The organism is Dellaglioa sp. CoH-56-MRSF-13 (genome assembly GCF_056782095.1).
In genome coordinates, this window is record NZ_JBXAYC010000004.1 from 43,493 (window position 1) to 69,321 (window position 25,829).

Sequence of the window (25,829 nt, forward strand, 5' to 3'; positions counted from 1 at the left end):
ACTCCTTAAACGACATCACTTTCATCGCGTATTCTATCCAAATAACTAGTATCATTCCATTTAACTAATTTAAATTCGGTTCCATTTTGTGTTTCCAAAATAGTCGTACTAGTATTCGATAAGCCACCTTGTTTACGGAAGTCTTTCAGCGGTACTCCTAATAAATCGTGAATCAAGGCACCAAGCGCCGCACCATGACTAACAATGATAATATTTGCATCTATTTTATTTTGGTCAACAATTTTTTTAATTGTTGGAACCATCCGCTTTAATAAAGCTTGAAATGTTTCGCCATTAATATTTTTAGGATCATATTTATCGGGATGATTACGGAAGGCATCGAGTTCCTCAGGATACTGAACAGCCACATCTGTAAACTTCATGCCTTCCATTTTCCCTAAATGAAATTCTTCTAAGTTATCATTCAAAATAACATCCAAATTTTGGTTTAGGCCTGTATTAATTAAATTTGCTGTGTCCTTTGCACGCTTAATAGGACTTGAATAAATAGCATCAAATTTTATTGATTTAAGTGCTTTGATTAATTGTTGTATTTCTATGTAACTTTGTTCAAGTAAGGGTGAATCTCCATTCGCACCTTGGTATCGTCCCTCAAGATTCCATTCTGTTTTGCCATGTCGAATAAAATATATATTAGTCATCAGTCAATAAGACCCCTTCGTTTTTTCATCTCTATTATATTATGCCACAAATATAAAAAGGCACAAACAAAATATTTGTTTGTGCCTTAACTATTATAAATTCAATTTAAACATATTGTAATTGTTTTGATCCCTCAGTTGACTTTTTAAATGCAGCGTCAATGATACCACTACCTAAGCATTCTGCGCCATCGTAAAAGACAACAGCCTGTCCAGGTGTAATAGCACGTACTGGTGCATCAAATTCAACTGTAGCTTCTGTACGGTCATCATTTAAATGAACCGTCACACCAACATCAGTTTGACGGTATCTAAACTTAGCAGTGATATGGAAATCATTGCCAAAGCGATCGATTGGTGCCATAAAACTTAACTCTGATGCTTCAAGATAATCGGCATAAAGTAAATCATTATGGTAACCTTGTCCAACAATCAATGTATTTGTTGCTAAATCTTTACCTACAACGAACCAAGGATCGTTACCTTCACCCGTACCACCAATACCAAGACCTTTACGTTGACCAATTGTATAATTCATAAGACCATAATGCTCGCCCATTTTTACACCGTCAACAGTCATCATATTACCCGTTTGTGCTGGTAAATATTCACCAAGGAACTTTGTAAAGTTTCTTTCGCCGATAAAACAAATACCTGTTGAATCTTTTTTCTTAGCAGTTGAAAGTCCAGCTTCTTCAGCAATTCTTCTAACTTCTGGTTTTTCAATGTTTCCAATTGGGAACATAACTTTTTGAATTTGTTTTTGTGATAATTGACTCAAGAAATAAGTCTGATCTTTGTTACTATCATCCCCACGTAACATATGCATAATACCGTCAGCATCTTGCTCAACTTGTGCATAATGTCCCATTGCGATGTAATCAGCATCAAGTTCCATAGCATAATCGAAAAATGCTTTAAACTTAATTTCTTTATTACACATCACATCTGGATTTGGTGTCCGACCCTTTTTATATTCATCCAAGAAATATGTGAATACGCGATCCCAATATTCTTTTTCAAAATTAACGGAATAATAAGGAATTCCAATTTTGTTTGCTACTTTAGCAACATCTTTGTAATCTTCTGTTGCAGTACAAACACCCATTTCGTCCGTATCGTCCCAGTTTTTCATGAAGACACCAACTACATCATAACCTTGTTGCTTTAATAAATAAGCAACAACTGATGAATCGACGCCACCACTCATCCCAACAACGACACGAGTTTTACTATTATCTGGCATACTATCACCATCATTTCAATTAGATTCTGAAAAAATCTACGATTTGAAGGTCGCACTATTTCAGTAAGTACTATTATACCAATAATATATACTAATACAACCCTAGTGTGTCATAATTTACTTTACTTAGTTTATACGATCATCAAATCCACTTATTTTAATAGATTCTATTCGTGATACCACTTGATTGGTACCATTAAGCATAGGCCCTTTAATAATACTTTCGCCTTTTTGTAAATTAGATAAAAGATATTGATATTGTTGATTACTGTCTTTATCTAAAGATAGCGTGTTCGCAATAAGTTTAACTTGGTCTTCCAATGGTAAAAAATTAACTTGCTCAGATGCATTATAGACACTACTGATATCACCCTTAATAGCTGATATAGATTGAGTTGCAAAAATTCCTGACCAACCGAATTTTCTTCCTTCTTTTAAAATTTTAACAGTTGGAGAGTTATCTTTAAAATTTAAATTTTGTATTTCATCAAGTACCACTGGAATTGGATTTTCTTCTGTATTTCCAATACTTTGAAGATAATTAAACAAATCCCAAAGTACAAATTCAGTAATAACTTTTTGTATATCATGTTGAAATCCTTTTAATTGAAAAATATGAATAGTTCCATCTTTATTTAAATATGACTCCCAGTTTTTGGAATCTTTAGTATAAGTGAAAGGATTTGAACTCAATAACATATCTAGTCTACCTACTATTTTTAACCCATCCTTGAATTCATCTTCGTCACTTAATATATTTTTTAAATGTAAAAAGGTAAATGATTTACCGTTTCTTGCATAACCATCACTTATTGCAGTTTTCAATGAATACCTTTGCTGAGTGCCTAACTCAAAAACGTTATCTAACATTTGAGATACTCGGTCTGCCATATCATTTACATCTTCAGTAATAAAGGTTCCACCACCATAATCTATTTCTTGAAGATTAAATGGATTTATAGGTAATTTATCCCCCGCTTTAACTAAGTGAAATTGAATTTTATTATCATGTCTCATTTTGCTAACAAAATTTTTATCCAATTGATTTTCCAAAAATCCATCAGTATAATCAACTACCAAACTATTAATATTTTTATTAGCCAACTCATACAGTAATGTTTGAACAAAGTAAGTCTTCCCCTGCCCAGACTTACCCGTAATAATCATGTGCCTATTTGAAAGCCCTGGATTTCCATACTCCCAATAAGCTTCATCAACACTACCTTTTTTAACGCCTAATTTAATTCTAGTTTTTTCAGAAAATGTATTTTCAGGATATTCTATTTCAAAATCAGAAAGTTCATTTATATTCGAATATTGACTTTGACTTTCATTTATACTATTTATAGATTTAATTTCGTTGTTATCTTCAAAATTTTTTTTATCCTTATTTTCACAATATTCATAAGCTGACTCTGTATCTAATTCTTTGTTTATAATAATATTTTTTCCTTTATCAGTATCGATAGTTTCTTGATAACTATCATCATGCAAAATATTTTTTAAAAGGCTTTCTTCCGGAAATCCCAATTTTCCACTTTTAATTTCTGAGATGATTTCATTTAATCCCTTACTTGCATAAATGTATGCGTCACCCTCAGGAAGTTTAATTTCAGTTATATTCTTACCGCCTAATTCCTTTCTAAGAATTCTCCGACTATCATTTCTATCACCAAATGAAACAATGAAAGCCTTGCCATAATATTCGTTTAATTCATTTGAAATTATAAAATCATTATTCAATAACTTATCATCATTATCTTGAATTTTTTTATATAGTTCTGCATTTATTAACTTGTTATTAAACATTTTTTTTAGATTAGCTAAATATATTGTCATAAAAAAATTACGGTAATATTCGGATTTAAATTTATTTTCATCCCTCAGCGCCTCATTTATTGTTTCTGCCGTATTAACCGCCTGCAACGTTGCCTTAGATATAACATCCGAATGGTTCTGTCCAACTTTAACTTCGACAGGAAACAAATGAATTTTTAAATTTTCTCCTACTTCAACACCCATGAATAACAGATCATCACTTGTAGCTCCTGTCATTCCTAGATTTTTTGCTGTAAATAATCCTTCTTTTTGGCTCATGCCAACCATTCCAGAAACTCTTAATATCTCTTCTAGCGATATGGGCACCCAAATAATATTCTCAGTTTCTAAAATACCCATTAATTCTTTATACGCCGAAATAATACTTAACTTTTCCCTCACTATATTGTGATTCGTTTTATCTCCGATAATTTTTAGAAGCCATTCTCCATTAATAATGTTAAATGATTTAATAATATTTAAACTTGTTTCTTTATTTTTAATTATAGTTTTGTCATATCTTTCTATCTTATCATTGATAATTAAACTATATTGTTCAATTTGGTTTGTAAAAGTTATTGACTCATAATTTGAAGTGTTACTTTGATCTGTATAATGAATAATATATAAATCATTACGTTCCGAAAAATAATCCAAACTGATATCTGGATCCAATAACGTTACCCAATTACTATTTTCCATAATATTCGTTAATATATCATCAAAATGACCATCTTCACTTTCAAAACTTGGAATGTTATTTACATTCGTAATTCCTGCTTGATAAACATTTGTTTCCGCATTGTTGGCTACACTAAATGCATTCCAATCATACATAAATTTGATCAATGGCCGATGTAAATATTTTGAATCCATATTTACACCGAATCCTTGTATAAACATTTTTTTATCAAGACTATATTTTTTACCACTTATTAGACCGCCTAAAGTATAATTCATTTCCAGCTTATCTGATTTAAAACTATTGGCATTACTCTCGACATCCATCTTATAAAATGAAACATGACTATATGGTTGTCTAACAAAATTATGATAAATATTAATCCGCGATTTTAATACTTTAATTACGTCTTCATTAGCATAATCATTAATTTTATCTCCCATAAATTTTTCAGAAAATAAATTTTCAAAATCAGCTGCCGTTATAATTTGATTAAATTGGTCATATATTGGATTAAGAATTTTTTTATCGTTATTTATATATAAATTAACAGGATGCATATTTTCTAATTTAAACCCTTGTTTAGTATTTTGAAGCTGTTTTAACATAAAATCAATCGTACTCTTTAATATTGTTTTATCATCGTTAATATTATGCATTGAAGCATTTAATGCATAATCAGAACTTACTTCAAAAAGATAATGAAAATGCTTATAAAAATCTAACATTCTAGAAGTAATAATATTTCTAGAAATCGCTGATATTTTTGATTTTTTAAATTCATTAAAGAATAACCATCTAGGCGAACTATCATCAAAATTTGATTTTAATAGTCCCCCATTTTTTGATATATATGGAACTAATCCACTTGGATTTAACGTTCGAATAAAATTTTCAGGTATAGATTGAAATTCTGTCCTTTTTAATAACTCTAGTTGATATTTAATCAATACTGGATGTAAAGGTGTATAAGCTATTTCCCCATCGATTTCTACTGTACCCATTTTATATAAATCTTTTAATTCCAATGTAAGTCTTTCTTCGGAGATTTGATTAATTACTTCATCAAAATCATCACAATATTTATTAAGAGCTTTCAATAATTCTTGATCAAAATAACTTAAACTTAAAATAGTATTTCTTTCTTTTAATAGCTTACAAATAAGAATATAGTCTATTCTTATTTGTTCAGGTATCTGAACTTCAATACTAGTGACAATTGAATCATCTATTTTTGCATACAATATTTGTTGTTTAATAATATCTACTTCATAATTCAACAACTTCTTATTTTCACTAAAGACATAATATTTTTCTGTACCATTAATTATTTTAGCCCCATCAAAAATTAAACTTTCATTAGCCTTACGCCTATTTTTTTCTATAAACAAACCACTTCTGGGAACCGGCTTCTGACTATTATCTAAAATTGAAAATGGTATTTCAATGCCTTCATTAACTAGCTTAAATTCATTCTCACTTTCATCTGAATCAATATTTTCAAAATTAATATTTACACCCACTTCATCTGAAATAGGAATTACATTATATTTAATCTGATCATAATCAACCTCATCAATAAAATCTGTACCACCAATTATATAATTTTTTTCGTATTCTAACTGAATCTCCATCTTAGATTTAGTTATTTTTACACGATAACTCGATAATATATTATTAAATATGTCTTGAGAAAATGGTAAATAAATTATTTGAAATGTATATTTCTGTGCCTTTGAATGTTCATATGAGGTCTTAATTCCATATATATCCATCACATTGAAGTCGTTTACAATAATTTTTAAATTATTACCATCTGCAGTAAATTCAGCAGATTTCCCATCAATTATATGGCTCTTACTTTTATTAATTCTTGATGCCTTCACAGAATCATCAAAAGGAAGTTTTATTATCAATTGATTATTTTCATGATTAATATTATTTTTAAATATTAAAATAAATCTGTTTTTGTACTTAACAGAATTTTTATTTTCACCATTTTCTCTACTTCGGTCATATATAATTAAATCAGGATTAACTTTATTTATTTTATCTGATTGATAAATAATTGTATCTTTTCTTAATTCTTTTAATTTTTCTTTTCCTCTTTTTATTTTTGAAAAATCGACATCCATCCAAATATCCTTTTCTTTCAACATACTCATTGATTCTAAATCTGCTTGCGTGTAGTTAACTATTTTATCTTCAACAGTATTATATTCTTGCCAACCACCAATCTTTTGAAAATCTTGCTTATTTTCTCTTAATCTTTTTTTAATATTATCAGCATCATACGTTTGTATTTGTGTATCATAAAAATAACCCATATTTTTATAGTCATCCGGAGTAATCTCTGATTTTTCTAAAATTGAAAAAATACTGGCAAAATCTAATAATGTTAAGTTCATTGAATCTTCCAAAATTATATTCTTTTTAAACTCTTCTAATACTACTTGGTTAGCGTCCGATAACCCGGACTTTTCTATTTCACTTTTTAAATCGTGTTTAATTTTATCAACAGAAAAAGGCCCATTTCCGTGACTAACATTCATGGCTCCACCCGATATACTGTCAAGAATTTCAGTACACACGATAAAAAGTGCCGTATTTCTCCATATGTCAGATTGTAAACTAACCCTATTTCTAAGTGTTACTAAAAAATCTGAGTTCATTTTATCTGTTGCTGCAACAAATAATATGTTAACACCATTTATATTTACCACTTTACCATGGAACTGCACGTCCTTTTGATCAATTACAAAATCTTCAGTAGAAATAATATCATTCATTTCAAATGCATTATAGAATCTAACAACTTCATTATTTTGATCTAAATTCAAATAATACCTGCTACCAGCACTAATATTTTGGGTTTTAAACCATTTAAATAACCGTTCGATTAAAAATTTATAATATTGGTTTGACATATTGTGCATCCCCGCTATCGCTTAATTTTTCAAGAATATTCATTTTTTCATATGTTTCTACTAATTTTCTTTTAGAAATATTATCTAATGAAATTCCTCTATTACTCATTTCGGTAATAACATCTTTAACAAGCATTTTTTCTGAACCAACTATACCCGCTGTAATCACCAATACAGTATCATCAGTCATGTTTAAAACATTTCCAAGTCTACCACGTCTTTTTACAAAATATTTTACTGCTATTGCTTCAAAAGATTTAGAAAATCTAGATTTAGTTTCGTCGGATAAATTTTTTGTTAATTTTAATTTTAAAAGTTTTATATTATCCTTTATATTATTTTCAGATGACATGCTTATATCATCCTCCAAAAACTCATTTAAAAATTCACTTAAATTATTTCTAAGTTCTATTGAATATTCAAAATTTATATCTGTTAACTGAAATAAACTATAAAATTTTTCACTAGGAACTAATAAATTTAAATAATCTAATAAATCAACGTTAACTAACAAATCAGTTGCGTTTTCTTTAACTTGAGCATAACCTCTATCATTTGTTGGTCTTGAACCTGATATTTTTTCCGTATCAAGTGCAAAAAAAATATTTTTTTTATTAAACTCATCGAAGGTTCCAATATTCATTATTATTTGACTAATTATGAAAAAATAATAGTAGCTAAAAAATGTATCAATATTTTTCATAAAAAATGTTGTATTTTTCATAAAATTGTTCAAATCATGATTAAAATAATCTAAGAATATACTTTGGTCACCAATTGAAACAAATTTTTCTTTTTTTATATTATTATTAGTTAGTTCATGTAAATTTTCTATAATAATTTTTTCATAAAGATTGTGCTCATCTTTTTTATTTATAAATTCAATCCACATATTATTTTTCTCTAGCTCAAGTGTATAATTTAAAAATGCTGCAATCTTTAATTCTCCACTTGAACTTTTTTTTTCGTTCGACTTTTTATACGCCAGCAACTTGGGAATATAAATTTCATCAAGTGCCGAATTAGAAAATAATTTTAAAAATTTATCTTTATTACCTATTTTAGATAAATCAAAATCATCACTTATATCCTTATCAAAGGATTTAGTATCCTTTGATATCTCACCTTTGTTAATGCTAATCCTTGCTAAATTACCTATAATTGGTGCAAATCCATTTTCAAATTTTGCTCTCTCTGGCTCACGGGTCATAAACGGTAATAATTGTCCTGATTTATGATGATTATTTTTTATCTTTCCTTTATCCATTTCCAAATGTTTTTTTAAATTTTCTAATTCAATAGACATTATATTTTCACCTCTGATACTTCATAATCAATCCCATTATTCTCTATTTTATATAGATATCCATCATTTATATTACCAACAATAACAGTTTCATTGTTATTAGTATTCAGTAATATGTTAAATACAAAATTGTTAAAATTCATTGCCTCTGACCGTTCAATATTAGAAATAACATATCCATTATGAATTTTTGTCAATAGCACATAATCTTCAAAATCTATTTTAACAAAATATTCAGCTTCATTACTTGTATCTTTAAAACACATATTAATTTCAAACTTGTTAATTTCAAAATCTACATAGTTTAATCTTAATGGCACTGCAACTCTAGTTTTTAAACTCAAATTATTTATAAACGCGAATCCTTTTACAGTTTGACCGTTCCACCGTAATACATTGCTTTGTATCAATTTTGCCAACTCTTTAATTTGTCTTACATTTTTTGAAAGAATACTTAGAAAAGAAAAATAATTTTCATTATCAAATAACTCATTTTGATAATCTAATAAAAATTGAACTCTAAGAAATGTGTTAACTCGAATTTTATGTCTATCCGTATCTAATTTACCAACAGATTCTATAACTTTTTGAATTGCTCTTTCATTATCTTCAATTTTATCTTCAATTTTATCAACATACTCATCATCATAGTTGTATACCTCAACATTAAATTCATCAATTTTTTTATTTGAATTTCGTGATGGATCAAGAAAATAAATAGCTTTTAATATCTCAGACTTATTTTGGCTTTCAAATAATAAATAAGGTAAATATGATGTGTAATTACTTTTAATTTCCTTTGCTGGTATAATAATATCGTGAATAAAGTTCAATACATCTCGAGTGGAGATGATTATACCATTAGAAACTTGAATTCTTATCAATAAATATTTAATTGCTTCTTGGACTTTCTTATTTAAGAACAGCTCATAATTAATATGTTCAACTTTATCATAGCCATTTTCTAAATCATTTCTGTAAGCATTATAAAATGGATTATTTTCTTCTTTTAAACATATTTTTTTAAAAATTTGATCATAATATAAGCTGTTCACACCCGTCTCATCAATTTCAAAGTTTGCATTATTAAAAAATGAAATCACTGATACTTTTTTATCTTCTATATTTTCCTGATTATTTTTTTCTATATTACTCAATGCAATTGTAATTTCACTTAATGTCGAATCTGACTTTATTTTATGAAGTAATCTCTTAACTACCCCTAAATTAATAGCAATAATAACATGTTTATAACCTTCAATTTCATTCTTATTCTTTGTGAGAATATCCATTAACGAATCAATAGATGATAAATTAGGATTAATGCTTTCCGTTGCATCATTATGTATATATACTTTATTTTTTTTAAAAATATCAAAATATTGATTATTCATGTAAGATAATAGATGCGATTTTCCATCTCCTACATTTCCTACAATAAAAGTTAAAGAACTTTTTTCTCTCTGTATTTTATTAAGAATTATCTTCTCTAACCTATGTTGTATTTCTCGTTCTACGTGCATATATTCATTAAAAGCACTAAAATCACTTGCATCAATTACAGAATCTTTTGCTTCAAATGATAATTTTTTTAACATCTGTGCCAGAGCAGATTCTGTTATATTTTTATCTTTCTTAAATACATCAAAATATTGGTGTATTTCTTCTAACTTATTTATGTCATGAGTAATTGCAACTATTCTAAGTTTTTCAAAATCAATATCTGAAATTAACTTCTTACTTCTTAATTTCAATCCCAAACTATACAAATCATCTAACGAGAATTCTACCTTAGACCCTTCAAAAGATACTTCAAATTTTTTAATCAATATTTTATATAATGATTCTGCTTTCATCAAATATAAATCCATTATTTCATCTCCTATTGAATATAGTGAATACGCTTTATTATACCTTTTCAATCTAAAAACGTACATACAAAAACATCCTTATAATACTTCATAGTTAATATACCCTTATAAAATACTATTAATAATAATAAAAAAGGTATTGTCATTTTGACAATACCTTTTTCAAAACATCCCTATCAATTAATTGACCAATCACATAATCAAATTGTTCAGTTTCAGCTTTTTTATCTTCACCATGAAATATATTAACTGCTTTAAGTCCATTAGCAGTCGTCGTTGACATTTTAAATCCAGTTAATGACTTATCAACGATAACTTTAACTTTAATGCCCTTATTGAAAGGTGAATTAGGATCTAAAGATCTCTCCAATTGAAAATTACCTGCTTTAGTTTCTGCAAATCCTAAATCTCTTAACGTATATTTTTTTACATCAGAACTCAATTCATAAGTTACTGTATCTCCTAAAAGTTGAATACTTTTTTCAAATGCCATTATTAAATTCCCCCTATTTTTTCAATCTACCAACTATTCTAACTAATTGTACTATAAAAGTATCTATCTCTTCAGCTGTATTATCTTTTCCAAAACTCAATCGAATAGATTCTGTGACTCTCGGACTCTTTTCACCGTACATAGCCATTAATACATGTGAAGGTTCGAGATTACCAGCAGTACATGCAGAGCCACCAGAAACAGCAATACCTGCCAAATCTAACCGGGTCTGTAATACTTCAGTTTGAATACCTTTTATCCAAATATTAAAGACATGTTGTAAGTTATCATCTGAGAGTGTCCCATTAATTTCAAAATCAATATGGTTATCATCTAATCCCGCTATAATTTGCTTTTTGAAGCCTTGATACTTTAATTGTCGTACTTGTTTTTCATCATCTGAGATTAAAGAAACAGCTTTAGCAAAACCTGCAATTGCTGGTATGTTTTCTGTCCCTGCTCGTCTCTTGTCTTCTTGCTCCCCACCTTTAATAAAGGGAGGGAAAAATATAGATTCTCTTCTATAGAGAAAGCCTAAAAATTTAGGCCCATTCAATTTATGGGCTGATGTTGATAACATATCTATATGATCCTCATTAACATCTATATCCAGTAGTCCATAAGCTTGAACAGCATCCGTATGGAACCAAGCTTGATGATCCTTTAAAATCTCACCAACTTCATGAATTGGCATATGACTTCCCGTCTCATTGTTACCCATCATGATTGAAACAAGAATTGTATCATCTCTTAAAGCCTCTTTAAAATCGACTATATTGATAACACCATCTTCATTAACTGGTAAATAAGTAACTTCAAATCCAATTGATTCTAAATATTTCATTGTTTTTAAAATAGCCTGGTGCTCTACTGCTGTTGTGATTAAATGCTTACCTAATGTTTTTCTCTGAATAGCTGTTTGCATAATAGCCATATTATCACTCTCAGTACCACCACTTGTAAAGATGATTTCTGATTCTTTTGCATGAATACTATTTGCAATAATTTGTCGACTATCATCAAGCACCATTCGTGCTGAACGTCCAAATTGATGTGTACTTGAGGCATTCCCGAAGGTGCTCTTCATCATATCTGTCATCACTTCAACGACTTCATTTGCCATTGGTGTGGTTGCTGCGTTATCTAAGTATATTCCTGACATTAATTTAGTTTATCTCCTTTTAATTTAGCTTAATAATGATAGAATCATTCGTGCTGATTTTTGACCAGCTTCAATAATAAAATCATCAAATGTTTGTCCAGCTTCTTCATCGCCAACATCTGACATCGCTCTAACAATAGTGAATGGAATACCAAATTGGTGTGCTGCCTGACCAACTGCGGCACTTTCCATTTCACTACAAAGAGCATCAGGAAAATGATTAAGTATGACATCTGTCTGAGCTTGACTTGCTATAAATTGATCACCAGATACAATTAGTCCTGGTTTTATACTTAAATCATTTTCTTGAGCCGCTTTTTTAATTGCATCGTTTAAATTTGTATCTGCCAAGTATTTAGTTGGTTGTTGGGGTAATTGACCAATTTCATATCCAAAAGCTGTTGCATCAACATCATGATAGGCAACTTCTGTGGCTAAGACCACATCTCCAATTTTAAGTCCATTACCAATACCACCAGCTGAACCAGAATTAATAACGGCTGTTACTCCAAATTCTGCAATTAAAAGGGCTGTTGTCATCCCTGCTTGTACCTTACCAATACCAGATCTAACCAAAACAACTTCTTTTCCATTAATTTGGCCTGTATAAAATGAAATCCCGCCAATTTCTTTGTCTTTTCTATTCTCTAGATGACTTCTAAGCGAAAGAATTTCTTCCTCCATTGCACATAAAATACCGTAAATCATGTTGTTACCCTCCATTTTTTATTAATATCTAAGGTAATAAGAATAAAGCTAAAAATACAATTACAATTGCAATAACTAAAAATACAATTGTCCAATTCAAAAATTGGTTTAATTTACTTTTTTTATTTGTTTTTTCTGGTTGTTCTGAAGATGAGCTTCTTGTTGGATGTTCATCTTGGTATTCCTTTTCAACTCGTTGACGTTCTTTTTGTCGAAATTCAGGATCATTCTTTAATTCTTGTAATCTCTGATATTCACTTCTCGATAACTTTTTTTCATCATCCATGTAATTCACCTTTTAATCGTTCAATTTCCCAATGATTAACCGCTAAAATAGTTTTAACATCAGTTATTTCACCAGATTTAATTTTAGCTTGAACCTCATTAAACGTCAATTCGACTACATTTAAAAATTCATCAATATCCTGAGGTAACTCGTTATCTACATTTTCTAATCCAGTCGCATAGAATAGCGTTAAATATTCGTCCGCAAATCCTAATGCTGAATGAAACCCATATATTTCAGCTAAATGTTTAGCTTCATAGCGTGTTTCTTCATTCAGTTCACGTGTTGCAGTCTCGATTAAATTATGATCATCGCCATCAATTTTACCGGCCGGAATTTCTAATGATGTCTTCCTAATAGGTGCTCTCCACTGGTTAACTAGAACAATTTTTTCTTCATCCGTTATTGCTAATATACCTACAGCACCATGATGATGTACGATTTCTCTATTTGATTGTTCACCATTTGGTAGTTTAACCGTCTCATTAACAACTTCTATAACATGTCCTTTGAATATTAATTCTTCTGATAAAACTTTTTCTTCTAAATTCATTTAATTAACCTCGTTATTTTACTTTTCCTAGTTAAAATATTGTTTTAAAAAATGAGTTACTTTCTTTTCATACTCAACTTTATCTTTTGTAAATGACGTAGCATGTTTAGCACCATGTGCAATGAAAATTTCTTTAGGTCCTCTTGTCGCAGCATAATTTTGATAAATCATCTCAGTCGGAACAAATTTATCGTCACTACCATGAATAAATAACACAGGTAACTTATTATGATTTAATTGCTTAATTGAACTTGCTTCATAAAATGAGTAACCTGCTTTAACTTTTGATATCAGACTAGCAATAGGGATAATAGGGATTTTAGGTAACTTATACATCTGTTTCAACTGATAAGTTAACTCATCAGCCACACTTGTATAGCCACAGTCTTCAATAATTGCCTTAACTTGTGAAGGCAATTTTTTCTCTCCACTCAACATCATAACCGTTGCGCCACCCATACTAACACCGAATAGAGTAATTTTTGAATCTGTACCTTTATATTTAATTACTTTATCAAGCCACTGTAAATTATCTTTTCTCTCTAACCAACCATAACCAATATAATCACCTTGACTTTGGCCATGTGCTCTTGCATCTGGTGCAAGAACATTATAGCCTTTGTCATGATAAAAATGAATAAAGCGGACCATTTCTTCTTTCTTTCCCATAAATCCATGAGCAACAAATATTGTTTTATTAGTTTTACTTTCTGCAGGAACATAAATTGCTTTAAGCTTTAAATTATCTTCAGATTTGATCTGCCAATTTAATTTTTTAACTTGTTTTAACCAAGTGTATTCTTTCTTTAACTCAGCACTTTTAGGTTCTGAATTAATAAATTCCTTATTGGTTGGTGTCTCCGCATATTCAAATAAATAATAACTAATGCCAAAAATAACAAAGCCAATTATTATCAGCATTAAACAAATTCCAATGATCCATTTTTTCATTAAATTTCCTCAAGCGTTTCCCTTTATTTTAAATTAAAAAAAGGATAAAAGACAGTCATTTATGTCTTTTACCCCCATAAAATTACATAATACTTAATATAAACTTTAAATAAGCATCCTGTTCATTAGTTGATATCCATTTGGCCTTAGAAAAATCACCATTCAGAGCATCAGCTAACTCAATTGTTATATTCGCAACATTAGTTGCATTACCAATTAGAGACATCCAGTAATTGCCACTCTCATCTTGATGCACAACAGTTTTAACCATACCACCAGGATTTTTTACATTAATTTCAGTTCCAAATGGCACTTTACCTTCACTTAACAGAACAAACATTAAACTTGAAGCAGACATTGCTGTTCCACACGCATTAGTAAACCCAACTCCGCGTTCATAAGTTCTAACAAAAATTGATTTATTATCTAATTTTTCAACAAAACTAACGTTAACACCATCTGGAAAATACGGATTTTCACCGTTTAAATAAGTTGCAATTCTTTCAAGTTCCGGTCCTTGTAACGTTGTATGATCAACAAAAGTAATTAAATGCGGATTTGGTACCGAGACAGCTGAAAACTTTAACGTTTGTGAAAATTCAGGAATAATTTCATCTACCAATGTTTGTCTTTGTAAAAACATTGGTAACGTTTGTGACTCAAAACTAACAGGTGAAATTTCGACATTGTAAGCTGCAACGCCTGCCTGAAGATTTGGTGCTTTCTTAACATCTAAATCAGCATGCATTGTCTCAACTTTAAATTCTGTTTGTCCAAATTTAGTTTCTAAATAGCGCCCAACAGTTCTTAAACCGTTTCCACACATACTAGCCTCTGTACCATCAGCATTGATGACTCTCATTTGACCTAGAACACCATTATGACTTGATTTATCAACGACTAAAATGCCATCTGAGCCACCGTGTAATCCAGATTCTCGATCACACATTTGAATTGCTAAATTCTTTAATTTTTCATCTGATAATGCTGTCTCTAATTTAGTTTGATCTAAAAGAAAAAAATCGTTTTCTGATCCATGTACTTTTACTAATTCCACATTGAACACCTGCTCTCACTATAATTGTATACCTTACATATTACGCTATATTTTTAGGATTGTAATCAATTTGACTCAAAAAAAGGAATAACTCTACGTTATTCCTTTTTTGAAATATTTAATTTTCAAAACCTTCTGTAACTGCCTCTGGATAACCTTGTTCAACAATCGTTGCACAACGATGACAGAGCGTTGGTAACGCAGTATCCTCCCCAACATCAGTCTTAACCATACGACATCTTTGACAAACTTCACCGTTAGCTACTTCAACTTTAACAGCTAAGTTATCAAAATTAGTTGCATCTTCTGGAACATCATCAATAGATAAAATTTCTAAATCAGAAACAATCAATTGTTGACGGATATCCGTATCAAGTACGTTAAGTAATTCTTTATCAGAATCATTCACATATAAAATAACTTTTGCTTCAAATGATTTCCCAATTAATTTTGCATCACGCGCATCTTCCAAAGCCTTTAAGACATATGAACGAATTTTCATGAATGCTTGCCAATTTTCAACAATTTTAATTTCACCATCAAAATGGGCAACTTCTGGCATTTCACTTAATTGAACATATTCTTCTGGTTCTTTCAAATAGTCCCAAACTTCTTCAGTTGTATGTGGCAAGATAGGTGTTAATAACTTAGCCATTGTTGTTACAATCTGGTATAGAACAGTTTGCATTGAGCGTCTTTCAAAACTATCTTCAGCTTCAATATAAACGATATCTTTTGCAATATCTAAATAGAATGCTGATAAGTCATTTGAAATAAATGTAATCACTTTTTTGTAAATTGCTAAGAAATCATATTCAGCATAATCATCCAAAACCTCTTTTGAAAATGTATTTAATTTAATTAACATATACTTATCTGCTGATGCCAATTCATCAAATGCAATTGCATTTTCATTTGGATCAAAGTCAGTTGTATTAGCCAAAATAAATTTAAATGTATTTCTAATCTTACGATATGTTTCAGAGACTTGTTTTAAAATATCCATTGAAACAGCGATATCAGAAGATGTATCTGCTGATGCTGTCCATAATCGGATAATCTCAGCTCCTGATTGTTTAATAACTTTACTTGGTAAAATGATATTCCCAAGCGATTTACTCATCTTATGTCCTTTATCATCAAGTACAAATCCTTGTGACATCAACTGTTTGTATGGTGCAATTCCATTAGTTGCAACGGATGTAATAACACTTGAATTAAACCATCCACGATATTGATCTGAACCTTCCATATATAGATCTGCAGGATACGTTAAATTATCACGTTTACCTAGCACTCCACGATGTGAAGAACCTGAATCAAACCAAACATCCATGATATCTTCTTCTTTTGTAAATTCACCATTAGGACTATGTTCACTTGTAAATCCTTCAGGAAGTAGTGCTTTAGCATCATTTTTGAACCAAATATTTGATCCATTTTTTTCAAACAATTGAGCAACATGTTCAATTGTTTCTGGTGTAATGATAGGTGTCCCATCTTCTGCATAGAAGATAGGTAATGGAACGCCCCAAGCACGTTGACGTGAAATCACCCAATCGCCACGATCTCTAATCATATTGTAAAGACGAACCTTACCCCATTCGTTTTTAAAATCAACTTTTTCAATTTCTTTTAATATATCATCGCGGAACATCTCTACTGATGCAAACCATTGTGCCGTTGCACGGAAAACAACAGGTTTTTTTGTACGCCAATCATGTGGATAACTATGCGTAAAGAATGAAAGTTTAAGTAAATGACCATTCTCTTTCAATTCATCAGTTACTAATGGATTAGCTTTATCATAAAATATCCCTTCAAATCCAGGCGCATCTTCATTCATGACACCTTTTTCATCTAAAACAGATACAACGGGTAATTTATACTTTTGTCCAGCAATAAAATCATCTTCACCATGTCCTGGAGCAGTATGAACAAGTCCTGTACCAGAATCTAAAGTAACATGGTAACCTAGAATAACTAATGATGTACGATCATATAATGGATGTTGCACTGTCATATATTCCATATCGCGACCAGAAAATTCTTTTAATACTTCAACATTTTCCCAATCAAATTCTTCTTTTAAAATATTTAAACGTTCTTCAGCGACAACATATTTTTTCCCATCAGCATTAATTTGGATATATTTATAATCAGGATGTACAGCGACACCATAATTAGCTGGAATTGTCCATGGTGTTGTTGTCCAGATAATCATTTTTGTATCTGTATCTAAAATATCTTTCCCATCAACTACATCAAATGTAATATACATTGATGGTGATTTAATATCGTGGTATTCAATCTCTGCTTCAGCTAATGCTGATTCAGACGATGGTGACCAATAAATTGGTTTTTTACCTTTATAGATGTAACCTTTTTCAGCCATTTCACCAAACATTCTGATTTCTTCAGCTTCAAATTCAGGTTGTAAAGTCATGTATGGGCTATCCCATTCAGCTGCAACGCCTAAACGTTTAAAATCTTCGCGTTGCAAATTAACTTGCTCCAAAGCATATTTTTCACATAATTCACGAAAATCAGCTTTTGACATGGTTTTACGATCAACACCTTGTTTAACCAATTGTTGTTCAATAGGAAGGCCATGAGTATCCCAGCCAGGAACAAAAGGTGATCTGAAGCCCATCATTGATTTTGAACGAACGATAATATCCTTCGTAATCTTATTTAAAGCATGTCCCATATGGATATTACCATTAGCGTATGGAGGTCCATCATGTAAAATGAAACTTGGTTTCTTTTCATTTAACTTTTGTCTTAGTTCATAAACACCGTTTTGTCTCCATGCATCTTCACGCTCTGCTTCTTTAACTGGTAAATTTCCACGCATTGGAAATTCTGTCTTACCTAAGTTTAAGGTTTCTTTCATTTTCATATTATAAACTCCTTTTAAAAGTTATTTTATTTCATTATACACAAAAAGACTCCGTTACAAGGGACGAAGTCTTCGTGTTACCACCCAAATTTAGAAACTTAACATTATATAACGTTAAATTTCACTCAATCATCGTGATAACGGAGATGAAGCCGATTAAACTTACTTGATCATTTCAGTTTAATGAAATCGTTGAGATGATAAATTATATAATACTTATTATCGACCTTCCACTATCATCGACTCGCTAAAAATGTATCATATAATTGTTATTCTCAAATTTATTTATTATCTGGGAAAATGACCATTGTATCTTGATCATTTTGCTCAGAATCTTCATTTGCATCTGATTCAGCAATAATTTCTGTAACAACAATATCGTCATTATTATTAACTGATTCTTTTATTTCTTTGGCTTCACGTTTTTCTTTGTCTTCTTCACGTTTTAAAACGTCTTGAATTTCAGAATATGTGCTTGTCTCGCCTTGTTTTAAAATTTCGTCCCAATCAGAACTTTTAACAACTTCTAATTGTGATTCCATCATAACTTTTAAACGTTGACGGAAAATACGTGCTTGTTTCTTCAAGTCATCAGTCTCAACAGCTAATTTTTTAGCTTTTTCTGAAGCCATATCAATAATATGTTTAGCTTTTTCATTCGCTTCATCAATAATATCATGACCTTGCTTTTGTGATTCTTTATTAATAATTTCAGATTCACGCTTAGCATTAACCTTAACGCGATCAGCAGCTTCTTGAGCAACAATAATTGATTGATTTAAAGAATCTTTTAAATCATTAAAGTATTCTAACTTTTCATTACTAGTTTTAACTTCTTCAGTTAAATTTTCATTTTCTTTTAACGTTATTTCATAATCTTTAATAATTTTATCTAGAAAATCATTAACCTGGTCTTGATCATAGCCTCGTAATTTTACGTTAAATTCTTTATTATGAATATCTAATGGACTTAAAGTCATTTTGCACGTCCTTCAAAATTTATTTTTTTAATATTGATAACTCTAATTTATATTTATCTTTTCTAGTCATACCTGCAATAAAATCTAACTTGATTCGTCCAAAACCACGAATTGACAAAACATCAAACTCTGCTAATTCATAATCAGGCTTATTAATAACTTGCCAATTTAAACTAACTTTTTCAGAATTAACTAAATTTTTGGCGTTTTGTCGAGACATATTATAAACAGCTGATATGACTGAATCGATTCGTAACGATGAAACTAATTCATTTTGCGATTGCCACTCATCTGTGACACTCACCGTTTGTGAAAAAGGAATCTCTTCAAGTGATACCTTAATTTTACCAATACGATCAACTTGACTAATCAAATAATTAGCCATCTTTTTTTCAACAACAACCTGCCATTGCTGACCATCTGTTAAAATATCACCAAGTACTTCTCTATCTAATCCCGCATTAGCCAAAGTTCCCAAAATTTGTCCATGTTTTAAGGTAGCAAATTTTATTGGATACTTAATTTCAATAAGTTGTAAATCAAAATCACTATCTTGAACATCGAAATACGCTGGATAAAAAAGTAATCTTTTTCGTTCAGCTTCTTTCGTGCCACCAAATAATTTTAAACTAATTTCGTCATTTTGGCCTAATAGATAGGTCGCAATATGTGCCTCTCTAGGATTTAAAAAATGAGTTAGAACTGCCCTGTACTCTGATTTAGCTTGCTCGATATAATCTGACAATGTATCAATAATTTCTTTTTCGTCGGACCTGAAATGTTGGTAAATTGTATCATTCATATATCATTAGCCTCCAACATAAAGACGAATCAAAGTAGTCAGAAGTCCCATAACCCCATTTTGGATGAAGCTTAGCGCGATTATCGCAATAATTGGTGAAAAACTAATACCCCCAATTGCCGGGATAAAACGGTCAAAAAATGCAAGGTATGGTTGACAAATTTTACTTAAGAAATGGCCAACCGGCGTATTATAAGCGCCTGGAAACCATGACATTAAAACGTAAATGATAATTGCTAGCTCATAAGCATCAAAAGCCCACGTAATCACTTTAGCTAGAAATGTAATAAACTCAATCATTTGTATACCTCGATTTTTCTTTTATTCGAATTTTTCAAAAATATTATCTGCCATATTTCCTTCAACAGTAAATGAGTTTGGTGTACAAAGAAAAATATTATCGCCAATTCTTTGAATTGTTCCGTTAATAGCAAAAATTGTTCCGGACAAGAAATCAACAATCCGTTTAGATTGAACTTCATCCATTTTTTGAAAATTTACGACGATTGCTTGATTTTGCATTAAATGCGTTGCAATATCCTTAACATCAGAATAAATTCTAGGTTCAAATAAATTAATTTTTTGTGGTTGACTATATTTACCATTTATCGAAACGACTTTATTACTTTGATTCAATGACGAAGTCCGCATAGACTCTTCGGTTTGGTAATCATCATTTTCAAAATCATCTTCTTCAGCTAACCCAAAAAAACGACCAATTTTTTCAAAAGCCATAATATCCGTAACCTCCCCATTGATTCATTTAATTAATCTTTACGTCGTTTTCTGAAAAACGGTGGTGTACTTAAACTATCATCATTATTTGTTGCTAAATCATCAGTTTTGATATCATTCTTAAAGACATCAAAATTTGGTTTTTCAACATTTTCAAATTCTGTTGATTTTTTTTCTTCAGGTTGACTTGATGGGTGCATAATATCCCAATCGTCAAAACGATCTTCTTGCTTTTCAGCTAATGTTGCTTTAGGTGCATCAGTTCTTGGTAATGTTCGTGTACGAACTGTGGCTTTTTTTTCTTCTTTAACATCATCAATACCAGTTGCAATAACTGTTACGACGATTTCATCACCTAGGTCTTCATTAATTGACGTTCCAAAAATAATATTAATTTCATCAGTTGCAGCTTGTGAAATAATTTCAGAAGCTTCTTGCGCTTCGAAAAGACTCATATCAGCACCACCGGTGATATTAAGTAGAACTTGTTTTGCACCATCAATTGAAACTTCGAGTAATGGCGAAGAAATTGCTTTTTTTGTTGCTTCAGCAGTTCTATTTTCACCAGTAGCAGATCCAATTCCCATTAATGCAGTTCCTTGATCAGCCATCACTGTTTTAACATCAGCAAAATCTAAATTAATTAAACCGGGTGATGTAATTAATTCAGAAATACCTTGAACACCTTGACGTAAAACATTATCTGTTTCTTGGAATGCTTCAAGCATCGGTGTCTTCTTGTCAATGATTTCAAGTAAACGGTTATTAGCAATAACAACTAACGTATCAACTTGATCTCTCAGATTAGCTATTCCTTCAGCAGCAAAACGGCTACGTTTAGGTCCTTCAAATGTAAATGGACGTGTTACAATTCCGACTGTTAAAATGCCTTGATCTTTAGCGATTTTAGCTACAACAGGAGCAGCTCCTGTTCCTGTTCCACCACCCATTCCAGCAGTAACGAAAATCATATCAGCGCCATCAATAGCTTCGATAATTGCTTCTTCACTTTCTTGTGCAGCTTTACTACCAATATCTGGAGTTGCACCAGCACCTAATCCACGAGTCAATTTAGGACCCAATTGAATTTTAATTTCTGCCTTTGAGCTTTCCAATGCCTGAACATCAGTATTTAATGCAATAAACTCAACACCTGAAACATTTTCATCAATCATACGATTAACAGCATTACCACCAGCGCCACCGACACCAATTACTTTTATTACTGCGCCTTTATCTTCACTTGAGTCCAAAGAAAATTCCATTACTTACTTCCTCCTATTTAATCGAAAAATTCATTAAAAAAGTTTTTAACTGATTTTAATGGATCCCCTGATGTTTTTGGTTTTCTAGTTTTTTTAACTTTGTTTTTTACTTCTTGCTTCTTAGGTTTTTCGTTGTCTGGTTCAACAATACTATAACTTAATTGATCAATATCAAGTCCCATTGCACTTTTCACTAATAATGTGACTTCATCTTGCTCGACTGCATAATTAATCAATCCTAAGGCTTGTGCAAATGAAGGATAGCGTAATCCCATTTGATCAGGGACGTAGGTTTTAACTTGAACTTGCAAAATTTCTGATGCTAATTCTGTAATTCCTGGTAAAGCTGCAAGACCACCAGTTAAGATAACGCCACCTGGTAATTCTAACGCCTTGATAGCATCTAATGAACTTTTTATTTTATCTAAGATTTGAGAGATTCTTGCTTCAATAATCTCTGCTAAATATTTTTCAGAGATATTGATTGGCTCACTTTGTCCAACAACATCAACTGGGAAAACATCATCTTCTGATGCTAACTCAGAATTAGCAAATCCATAATTGCGTTTCAATTTTTCAGCATTTTCAACAGATGTATTAAGAACCACTGAGATATCTTTCGTGACAAAATCGCCACCCTCTTGGTCCACGTATGTAAATTTCAACTTATGATCATGAATCACTGAAGCAGTCGTTTGACCACCACCGAGATCAATAAGTACAGTACCAAAGTCTCTTTCGCCATCTGACATCGCAACTGATGCAAGTGCTAATGGGTTCACGATTGTTTCTCTGATAGTTAGCCCAGCATTTTCAACACATTTTTTTAAATTATGAATAATTGTTTTTGGGCCAGTATAAACTGATCCATGCATTTCTAATCTCACACCAATCATACCACGAGGATCCTTAATGCCATCAAATCCATCAACTACAAATTCATCAGCAATAATATCAATGATATCTCTTTCTGGTGGTAAATTTTGAACTAATGCTGCACTCGCAACATTCACAACATCTTCATTTGTAATTTCTTTTGATTCATCTGAAACGGCAATCATGCCGTTACAAGGAATAATTTGTAATAAATTAGCAGGAATACCAACATGTACTTCGTGAATCTGAATATTTGCTTTTTCTTCAGCTTGTTTAATAGCTTTTTGTACTGAAATTACAGCCTTATCAATATCGACTACAATTCCCCTATTCAAACCTTGTGAGCGTTCATTACCAATACCAATTACGTTCAATTGACCATTAACGTATTCAGAAACGATAACTTTAATTGATGTCGTACCGATATCTAACCCCACATATATACCTGCGTTACCCATCTGAAAAAGAACCTCCTTACAGCTTGCTTTTAATATTATTTTTTATAAGATATAGTACTCATATTTTACCACATTAAGACCTGATTTAGAAAGGATATCCCATAGGCCATACCAACTTTGTTAACTTTTCTTATTATATGGATAAGAATATGCACCCACTTCTAAATCAACGACACCTTTTTTCTTCATTTTAGATGAGATACTTGGATAGAAAGCCATTTTATCGGCAAAATTATCAATATTAGCAATAATTTTATTTCTGTCATTCATGTATATATATATTCGCTGATTATTCACTTTGGATGGTTGATAATCGATTTCTGATATTCCATTTCTGATTTTCATCGGAATTTTTTTATATTGTTTAACCATTTTTTGCAATATATTTGTTTGATTAAACTTAGAATACGTAGGATAATTCCCCACTGGTTGGTCAAATTTCTTACTTCCAATTGTCCCATTCAAAAATAATTGATAGTATGTTTTATTTTTATAAATATATCCTGCAAGATCATATTCATTAATAGAAAGTTTAACACCATTCCATTTATTATGGCTAACAGTTAGTGACTTCACCTGTGGCAATTCTTTTTTTATATCCTTTAAAATAGCTTTTTTTCTAAAAAACGCGTGGGATAATGGATCATTAATGTGTAAATTACTAGCATTTTCTACTTGTACTTTTGAAACTGTTTTTTCACCTGAAATACTAATATTTTGTATTTTACTTAATGGTGAAATAAAATATAGTGCAATTAAACCAATAATCAGAAACGAACCAATTATAATAATTAATTTTTGTTTTAGGGCATGATGTTGATATTTTTTTAATTTTGGTAATCGGTCACTAATTGTTTTGGGGTTTCCAAAAAAATCGAATCGTTTATTTTTCTTCTTTTTTTTCTCTTGTAAGGCCTCCCAAGGTGTCAATTCAGCTTTTTTTCTTTTTAAGAATTTATTTTTTGACATCTTATTTGGCCTCCTAACTTATTCTTTAATTTTGATTAAATCTTCCATAACCTTAATTAGATTATCTGCAGCATTGGGCACACCCATTTTACGTGAATTATTAGCCATCTGTCTTCTCACATCAGTATTGAGCATCATTTCATCTGAAACCATGACCAATTTTGATCCCGTTAACTTATCCTCAGTAATAAGCTTAGCTGCATTATTATCAACTAGACTCATTGCATTTTTTACTTGATGATTATTTGTAACATAAGGGCTAGGCACCAAAATAGATGGTAATCCAAGTGCAGTTATTTCTGCTATACTTGTTGCACCAGCACGTCCTAAAATGACAGAAATATGGCTTAATAAATTAGGCATATTATTTAAATATGGTTTTATCACAATATTTTTATTTAATTCTATCCCGTTTAAATCATTCATAATTTTATCGTAGTGAACGTTACCTGTAACAAATAAAATTTGATATGGTTTTTTATTTAATTCAGGAATTGCTTCAACCATTGCTTGATTAATTTTCGCAGCTCCTCTTGAACCACCAAAAACTAACATCGTTGGTACATCATCTAATAATCCATATTGCGATAATGCTTCAATTTCTGTTTCATTTACAACCTGTTGTGCGCGGGGATTCCCTGTGAAAACAACTTTTTTCTTAGGAAATTGATCTGCAACTGATTCAAAAGAAATAGCTACTTTATCAACAAAGTGGCTCAAAAATTTATTTGTTACACCTGCAACACTATTTTGTTCATGAACAATAGTTGGAATATGTAATCGAGCAGCAGCATAAACCACTGCACCACATACGTAACCGCCTGTTCCAATAACAATGTCTGGTTTAAATTCTTTAATCATTTTCTTTGCGTCTTTCACACTTTTTAAAAATAGTTGGACTGTCTTAATATTTTCTACTGATAACGATCTTTTAAATCCTTGAATTTTAATTGTTTTAAATGGAATTCCATTATCTGGAACGATTCGGCTCTCAAGTCCTTTTTCAGTCCCAACATATAAAAATTCAGCCGTTGGATCTTTTACTTTTAGCGCTTCAATAAGGGCCAACGCAGGGTAAATATGCCCGCCAGTGCCACCACCAGAAACAATAATTTTCATT

The 25,829-nt window shown here is 30.7% G+C and carries 21 protein-coding genes; all 21 read right to left on the reverse strand.

The window, feature by feature from the left end; genetic code table 11:
* Nucleotides 1-5: 5 nt before the first annotated feature.
* Entirely contained in the window at nt 6-662 is a 657-nt protein-coding gene (locus tag AC1RP1_RS05375; RefSeq protein ID WP_481761696.1) for a histidine phosphatase family protein, read from the reverse strand.
* A 106-nt stretch (nt 663-768) separates the two neighbouring features.
* Nucleotides 769-1,908, reverse strand: coding sequence for a tRNA 2-thiouridine(34) synthase MnmA (mnmA, locus tag AC1RP1_RS05380; RefSeq protein ID WP_409022386.1), 1,140 nt, complete (start codon nt 1,906-1,908; stop codon nt 769-771).
* Nucleotides 1,909-2,034: 126 nt separating this feature from the next.
* Nucleotides 2,035-7,335, reverse strand: coding sequence for a helicase HerA domain-containing protein (locus AC1RP1_RS05385; protein ID WP_481761695.1), 5,301 nt, complete (start codon nt 7,333-7,335; stop codon nt 2,035-2,037).
* Nucleotides 7,316-8,641 carry a DNA phosphorothioation-dependent restriction protein DptG gene (gene dptG, locus AC1RP1_RS05390; protein ID WP_481761694.1) on the reverse strand — a complete coding sequence of 442 codons (1,326 nt, stop codon included), beginning with the start codon at nt 8,639-8,641 and terminating at the stop codon, nt 7,316-7,318. Before dptG ends, AC1RP1_RS05385 begins: the two co-directional genes overlap by 20 nt.
* The gene (gene dptF / locus AC1RP1_RS05395) at nt 8,641-10,512 is read right to left on the reverse strand and encodes a DNA phosphorothioation-dependent restriction protein DptF (protein WP_481761693.1); all 1,872 of its coding nucleotides are present in this window, start codon (nt 10,510-10,512) and stop codon (nt 8,641-8,643) included. Before dptF ends, dptG begins: the two co-directional genes overlap by 1 nt.
* Nucleotides 10,513-10,654: 142 nt before the next feature.
* A complete protein-coding gene (locus AC1RP1_RS05400) occupies nt 10,655-11,005 on the reverse strand; it encodes a DUF1831 domain-containing protein (RefSeq protein WP_481761692.1) in 351 nt (116 codons plus the stop codon).
* 13 nt (nt 11,006-11,018) lie between these two features.
* Nucleotides 11,019-12,167, reverse strand: coding sequence for a cysteine desulfurase family protein (locus AC1RP1_RS05405; protein ID WP_481761691.1), 1,149 nt, complete (start codon nt 12,165-12,167; stop codon nt 11,019-11,021).
* A 24-nt stretch (nt 12,168-12,191) separates the two neighbouring features.
* Nucleotides 12,192-12,875, reverse strand: a complete 684-nt coding sequence (locus tag AC1RP1_RS05410; protein ID WP_481761690.1) for a 5'-methylthioadenosine/adenosylhomocysteine nucleosidase — start codon at nt 12,873-12,875, stop codon at nt 12,192-12,194.
* Nucleotides 12,876-12,903: 28 nt separating this feature from the next.
* The gene (locus AC1RP1_RS05415; RefSeq protein ID WP_481761689.1) at nt 12,904-13,161 is read right to left on the reverse strand and encodes a DUF1328 domain-containing protein; all 258 of its coding nucleotides are present in this window, start codon (nt 13,159-13,161) and stop codon (nt 12,904-12,906) included.
* Nucleotides 13,154-13,714, reverse strand: coding sequence for an NUDIX domain-containing protein (locus tag AC1RP1_RS05420; RefSeq protein ID WP_481761688.1), 561 nt, complete (start codon nt 13,712-13,714; stop codon nt 13,154-13,156). The genes AC1RP1_RS05415 and AC1RP1_RS05420 overlap by 8 nt, the downstream gene beginning before the upstream one ends.
* A gap of 27 nt (nt 13,715-13,741) precedes the next feature.
* Nucleotides 13,742-14,665, reverse strand: a complete 924-nt coding sequence (locus AC1RP1_RS05425; RefSeq protein ID WP_481761687.1) for an alpha/beta hydrolase — start codon at nt 14,663-14,665, stop codon at nt 13,742-13,744.
* A gap of 82 nt (nt 14,666-14,747) precedes the next feature.
* Nucleotides 14,748-15,722 (reverse strand): diaminopimelate epimerase, encoded by a 975-nt coding sequence (dapF, locus tag AC1RP1_RS05430; protein WP_481761686.1) that lies wholly within the window; start codon nt 15,720-15,722, stop codon nt 14,748-14,750.
* Between the two features lie 118 nt (nt 15,723-15,840).
* Nucleotides 15,841-18,624 carry an isoleucine--tRNA ligase gene (ileS, locus tag AC1RP1_RS05435; RefSeq protein ID WP_481761685.1) on the reverse strand — a complete coding sequence of 928 codons (2,784 nt, stop codon included), beginning with the start codon at nt 18,622-18,624 and terminating at the stop codon, nt 15,841-15,843.
* Between the two features lie 281 nt (nt 18,625-18,905).
* A complete protein-coding gene (locus tag AC1RP1_RS05440) occupies nt 18,906-19,604 on the reverse strand; it encodes a DivIVA domain-containing protein (protein WP_409022377.1) in 699 nt (232 codons plus the stop codon).
* Nucleotides 19,605-19,623: 19 nt separating this feature from the next.
* Entirely contained in the window at nt 19,624-20,406 is a 783-nt protein-coding gene (locus AC1RP1_RS05445; RefSeq protein WP_481761684.1) for a YlmH family RNA-binding protein, read from the reverse strand.
* 6 nt (nt 20,407-20,412) lie between these two features.
* On the reverse strand, nt 20,413-20,706 hold the full coding sequence (locus AC1RP1_RS05450; protein ID WP_409022375.1) for a YggT family protein: 294 nt from the start codon (nt 20,704-20,706) through the stop codon (nt 20,413-20,415).
* Between the two features lie 21 nt (nt 20,707-20,727).
* Nucleotides 20,728-21,141 (reverse strand): cell division protein SepF, encoded by a 414-nt coding sequence (locus tag AC1RP1_RS05455; protein WP_481761683.1) that lies wholly within the window; start codon nt 21,139-21,141, stop codon nt 20,728-20,730.
* Nucleotides 21,142-21,173: 32 nt separating this feature from the next.
* Nucleotides 21,174-22,406, reverse strand: coding sequence for a cell division protein FtsZ (gene ftsZ / locus AC1RP1_RS05460; RefSeq protein ID WP_481761682.1), 1,233 nt, complete (start codon nt 22,404-22,406; stop codon nt 21,174-21,176).
* 17 nt (nt 22,407-22,423) lie between these two features.
* The gene (gene ftsA / locus AC1RP1_RS05465) at nt 22,424-23,740 is read right to left on the reverse strand and encodes a cell division protein FtsA (RefSeq protein ID WP_481761681.1); all 1,317 of its coding nucleotides are present in this window, start codon (nt 23,738-23,740) and stop codon (nt 22,424-22,426) included.
* A 120-nt stretch (nt 23,741-23,860) separates the two neighbouring features.
* The gene (locus AC1RP1_RS05470) at nt 23,861-24,709 is read right to left on the reverse strand and encodes a cell division protein FtsQ/DivIB (protein ID WP_409022371.1); all 849 of its coding nucleotides are present in this window, start codon (nt 24,707-24,709) and stop codon (nt 23,861-23,863) included.
* Nucleotides 24,710-24,727: 18 nt separating this feature from the next.
* Nucleotides 24,728-25,828 (reverse strand): undecaprenyldiphospho-muramoylpentapeptide beta-N-acetylglucosaminyltransferase, encoded by a 1,101-nt coding sequence (gene murG / locus AC1RP1_RS05475; RefSeq protein WP_409022370.1) that lies wholly within the window; start codon nt 25,826-25,828, stop codon nt 24,728-24,730.
* Between the last annotated feature and the right edge of the window lies 1 nt (nt 25,829).

Bases quoted from the DNA above. Each gene is read 5' to 3' on its own strand.
- AC1RP1_RS05375 (WP_481761696.1), bottom strand. From the start codon at position 662: ATGACTAATATATATTTTATTCGACATGGCAAAACAGAATGGAATCTT.
- mnmA (WP_409022386.1), bottom strand. From the start codon at position 1,908: ATGCCAGATAATAGTAAAACTCGTGTCGTTGTTGGGATGAGTGGTGGC.
- AC1RP1_RS05385 (WP_481761695.1), bottom strand. From the start codon at position 7,335: ATGTCAAACCAATATTATAAATTTTTAATCGAACGGTTATTTAAATGG.
- dptG (WP_481761694.1), bottom strand. From the start codon at position 8,641: ATGTCTATTGAATTAGAAAATTTAAAAAAACATTTGGAAATGGATAAA.
- dptF (WP_481761693.1), bottom strand. From the start codon at position 10,512: ATGGATTTATATTTGATGAAAGCAGAATCATTATATAAAATATTGATT.
- AC1RP1_RS05400 (WP_481761692.1), bottom strand. From the start codon at position 11,005: ATGGCATTTGAAAAAAGTATTCAACTTTTAGGAGATACAGTAACTTAT.
- AC1RP1_RS05405 (WP_481761691.1), bottom strand. From the start codon at position 12,167: ATGTCAGGAATATACTTAGATAACGCAGCAACCACACCAATGGCAAAT.
- AC1RP1_RS05410 (WP_481761690.1), bottom strand. From the start codon at position 12,875: ATGATTTACGGTATTTTATGTGCAATGGAGGAAGAAATTCTTTCGCTT.
- AC1RP1_RS05415 (WP_481761689.1), bottom strand. From the start codon at position 13,161: ATGGATGATGAAAAAAAGTTATCGAGAAGTGAATATCAGAGATTACAA.
- AC1RP1_RS05420 (WP_481761688.1), bottom strand. From the start codon at position 13,714: ATGAATTTAGAAGAAAAAGTTTTATCAGAAGAATTAATATTCAAAGGA.
- AC1RP1_RS05425 (WP_481761687.1), bottom strand. From the start codon at position 14,665: ATGAAAAAATGGATCATTGGAATTTGTTTAATGCTGATAATAATTGGC.
- ileS (WP_481761685.1), bottom strand. From the start codon at position 18,624: ATGAAAATGAAAGAAACCTTAAACTTAGGTAAGACAGAATTTCCAATG.
- AC1RP1_RS05440 (WP_409022377.1), bottom strand. From the start codon at position 19,604: ATGACTTTAAGTCCATTAGATATTCATAATAAAGAATTTAACGTAAAA.
- AC1RP1_RS05445 (WP_481761684.1), bottom strand. From the start codon at position 20,406: ATGAATGATACAATTTACCAACATTTCAGGTCCGACGAAAAAGAAATT.
- AC1RP1_RS05450 (WP_409022375.1), bottom strand. From the start codon at position 20,706: ATGATTGAGTTTATTACATTTCTAGCTAAAGTGATTACGTGGGCTTTT.
- AC1RP1_RS05455 (WP_481761683.1), bottom strand. From the start codon at position 21,141: ATGGCTTTTGAAAAAATTGGTCGTTTTTTTGGGTTAGCTGAAGAAGAT.
- ftsZ (WP_481761682.1), bottom strand. From the start codon at position 22,406: ATGGAATTTTCTTTGGACTCAAGTGAAGATAAAGGCGCAGTAATAAAA.
- ftsA (WP_481761681.1), bottom strand. From the start codon at position 23,740: ATGGGTAACGCAGGTATATATGTGGGGTTAGATATCGGTACGACATCA.
- AC1RP1_RS05470 (WP_409022371.1), bottom strand. From the start codon at position 24,709: ATGTCAAAAAATAAATTCTTAAAAAGAAAAAAAGCTGAATTGACACCT.
- murG (WP_409022370.1), bottom strand. From the start codon at position 25,828: ATGAAAATTATTGTTTCTGGTGGTGGCACTGGCGGGCATATTTACCCT.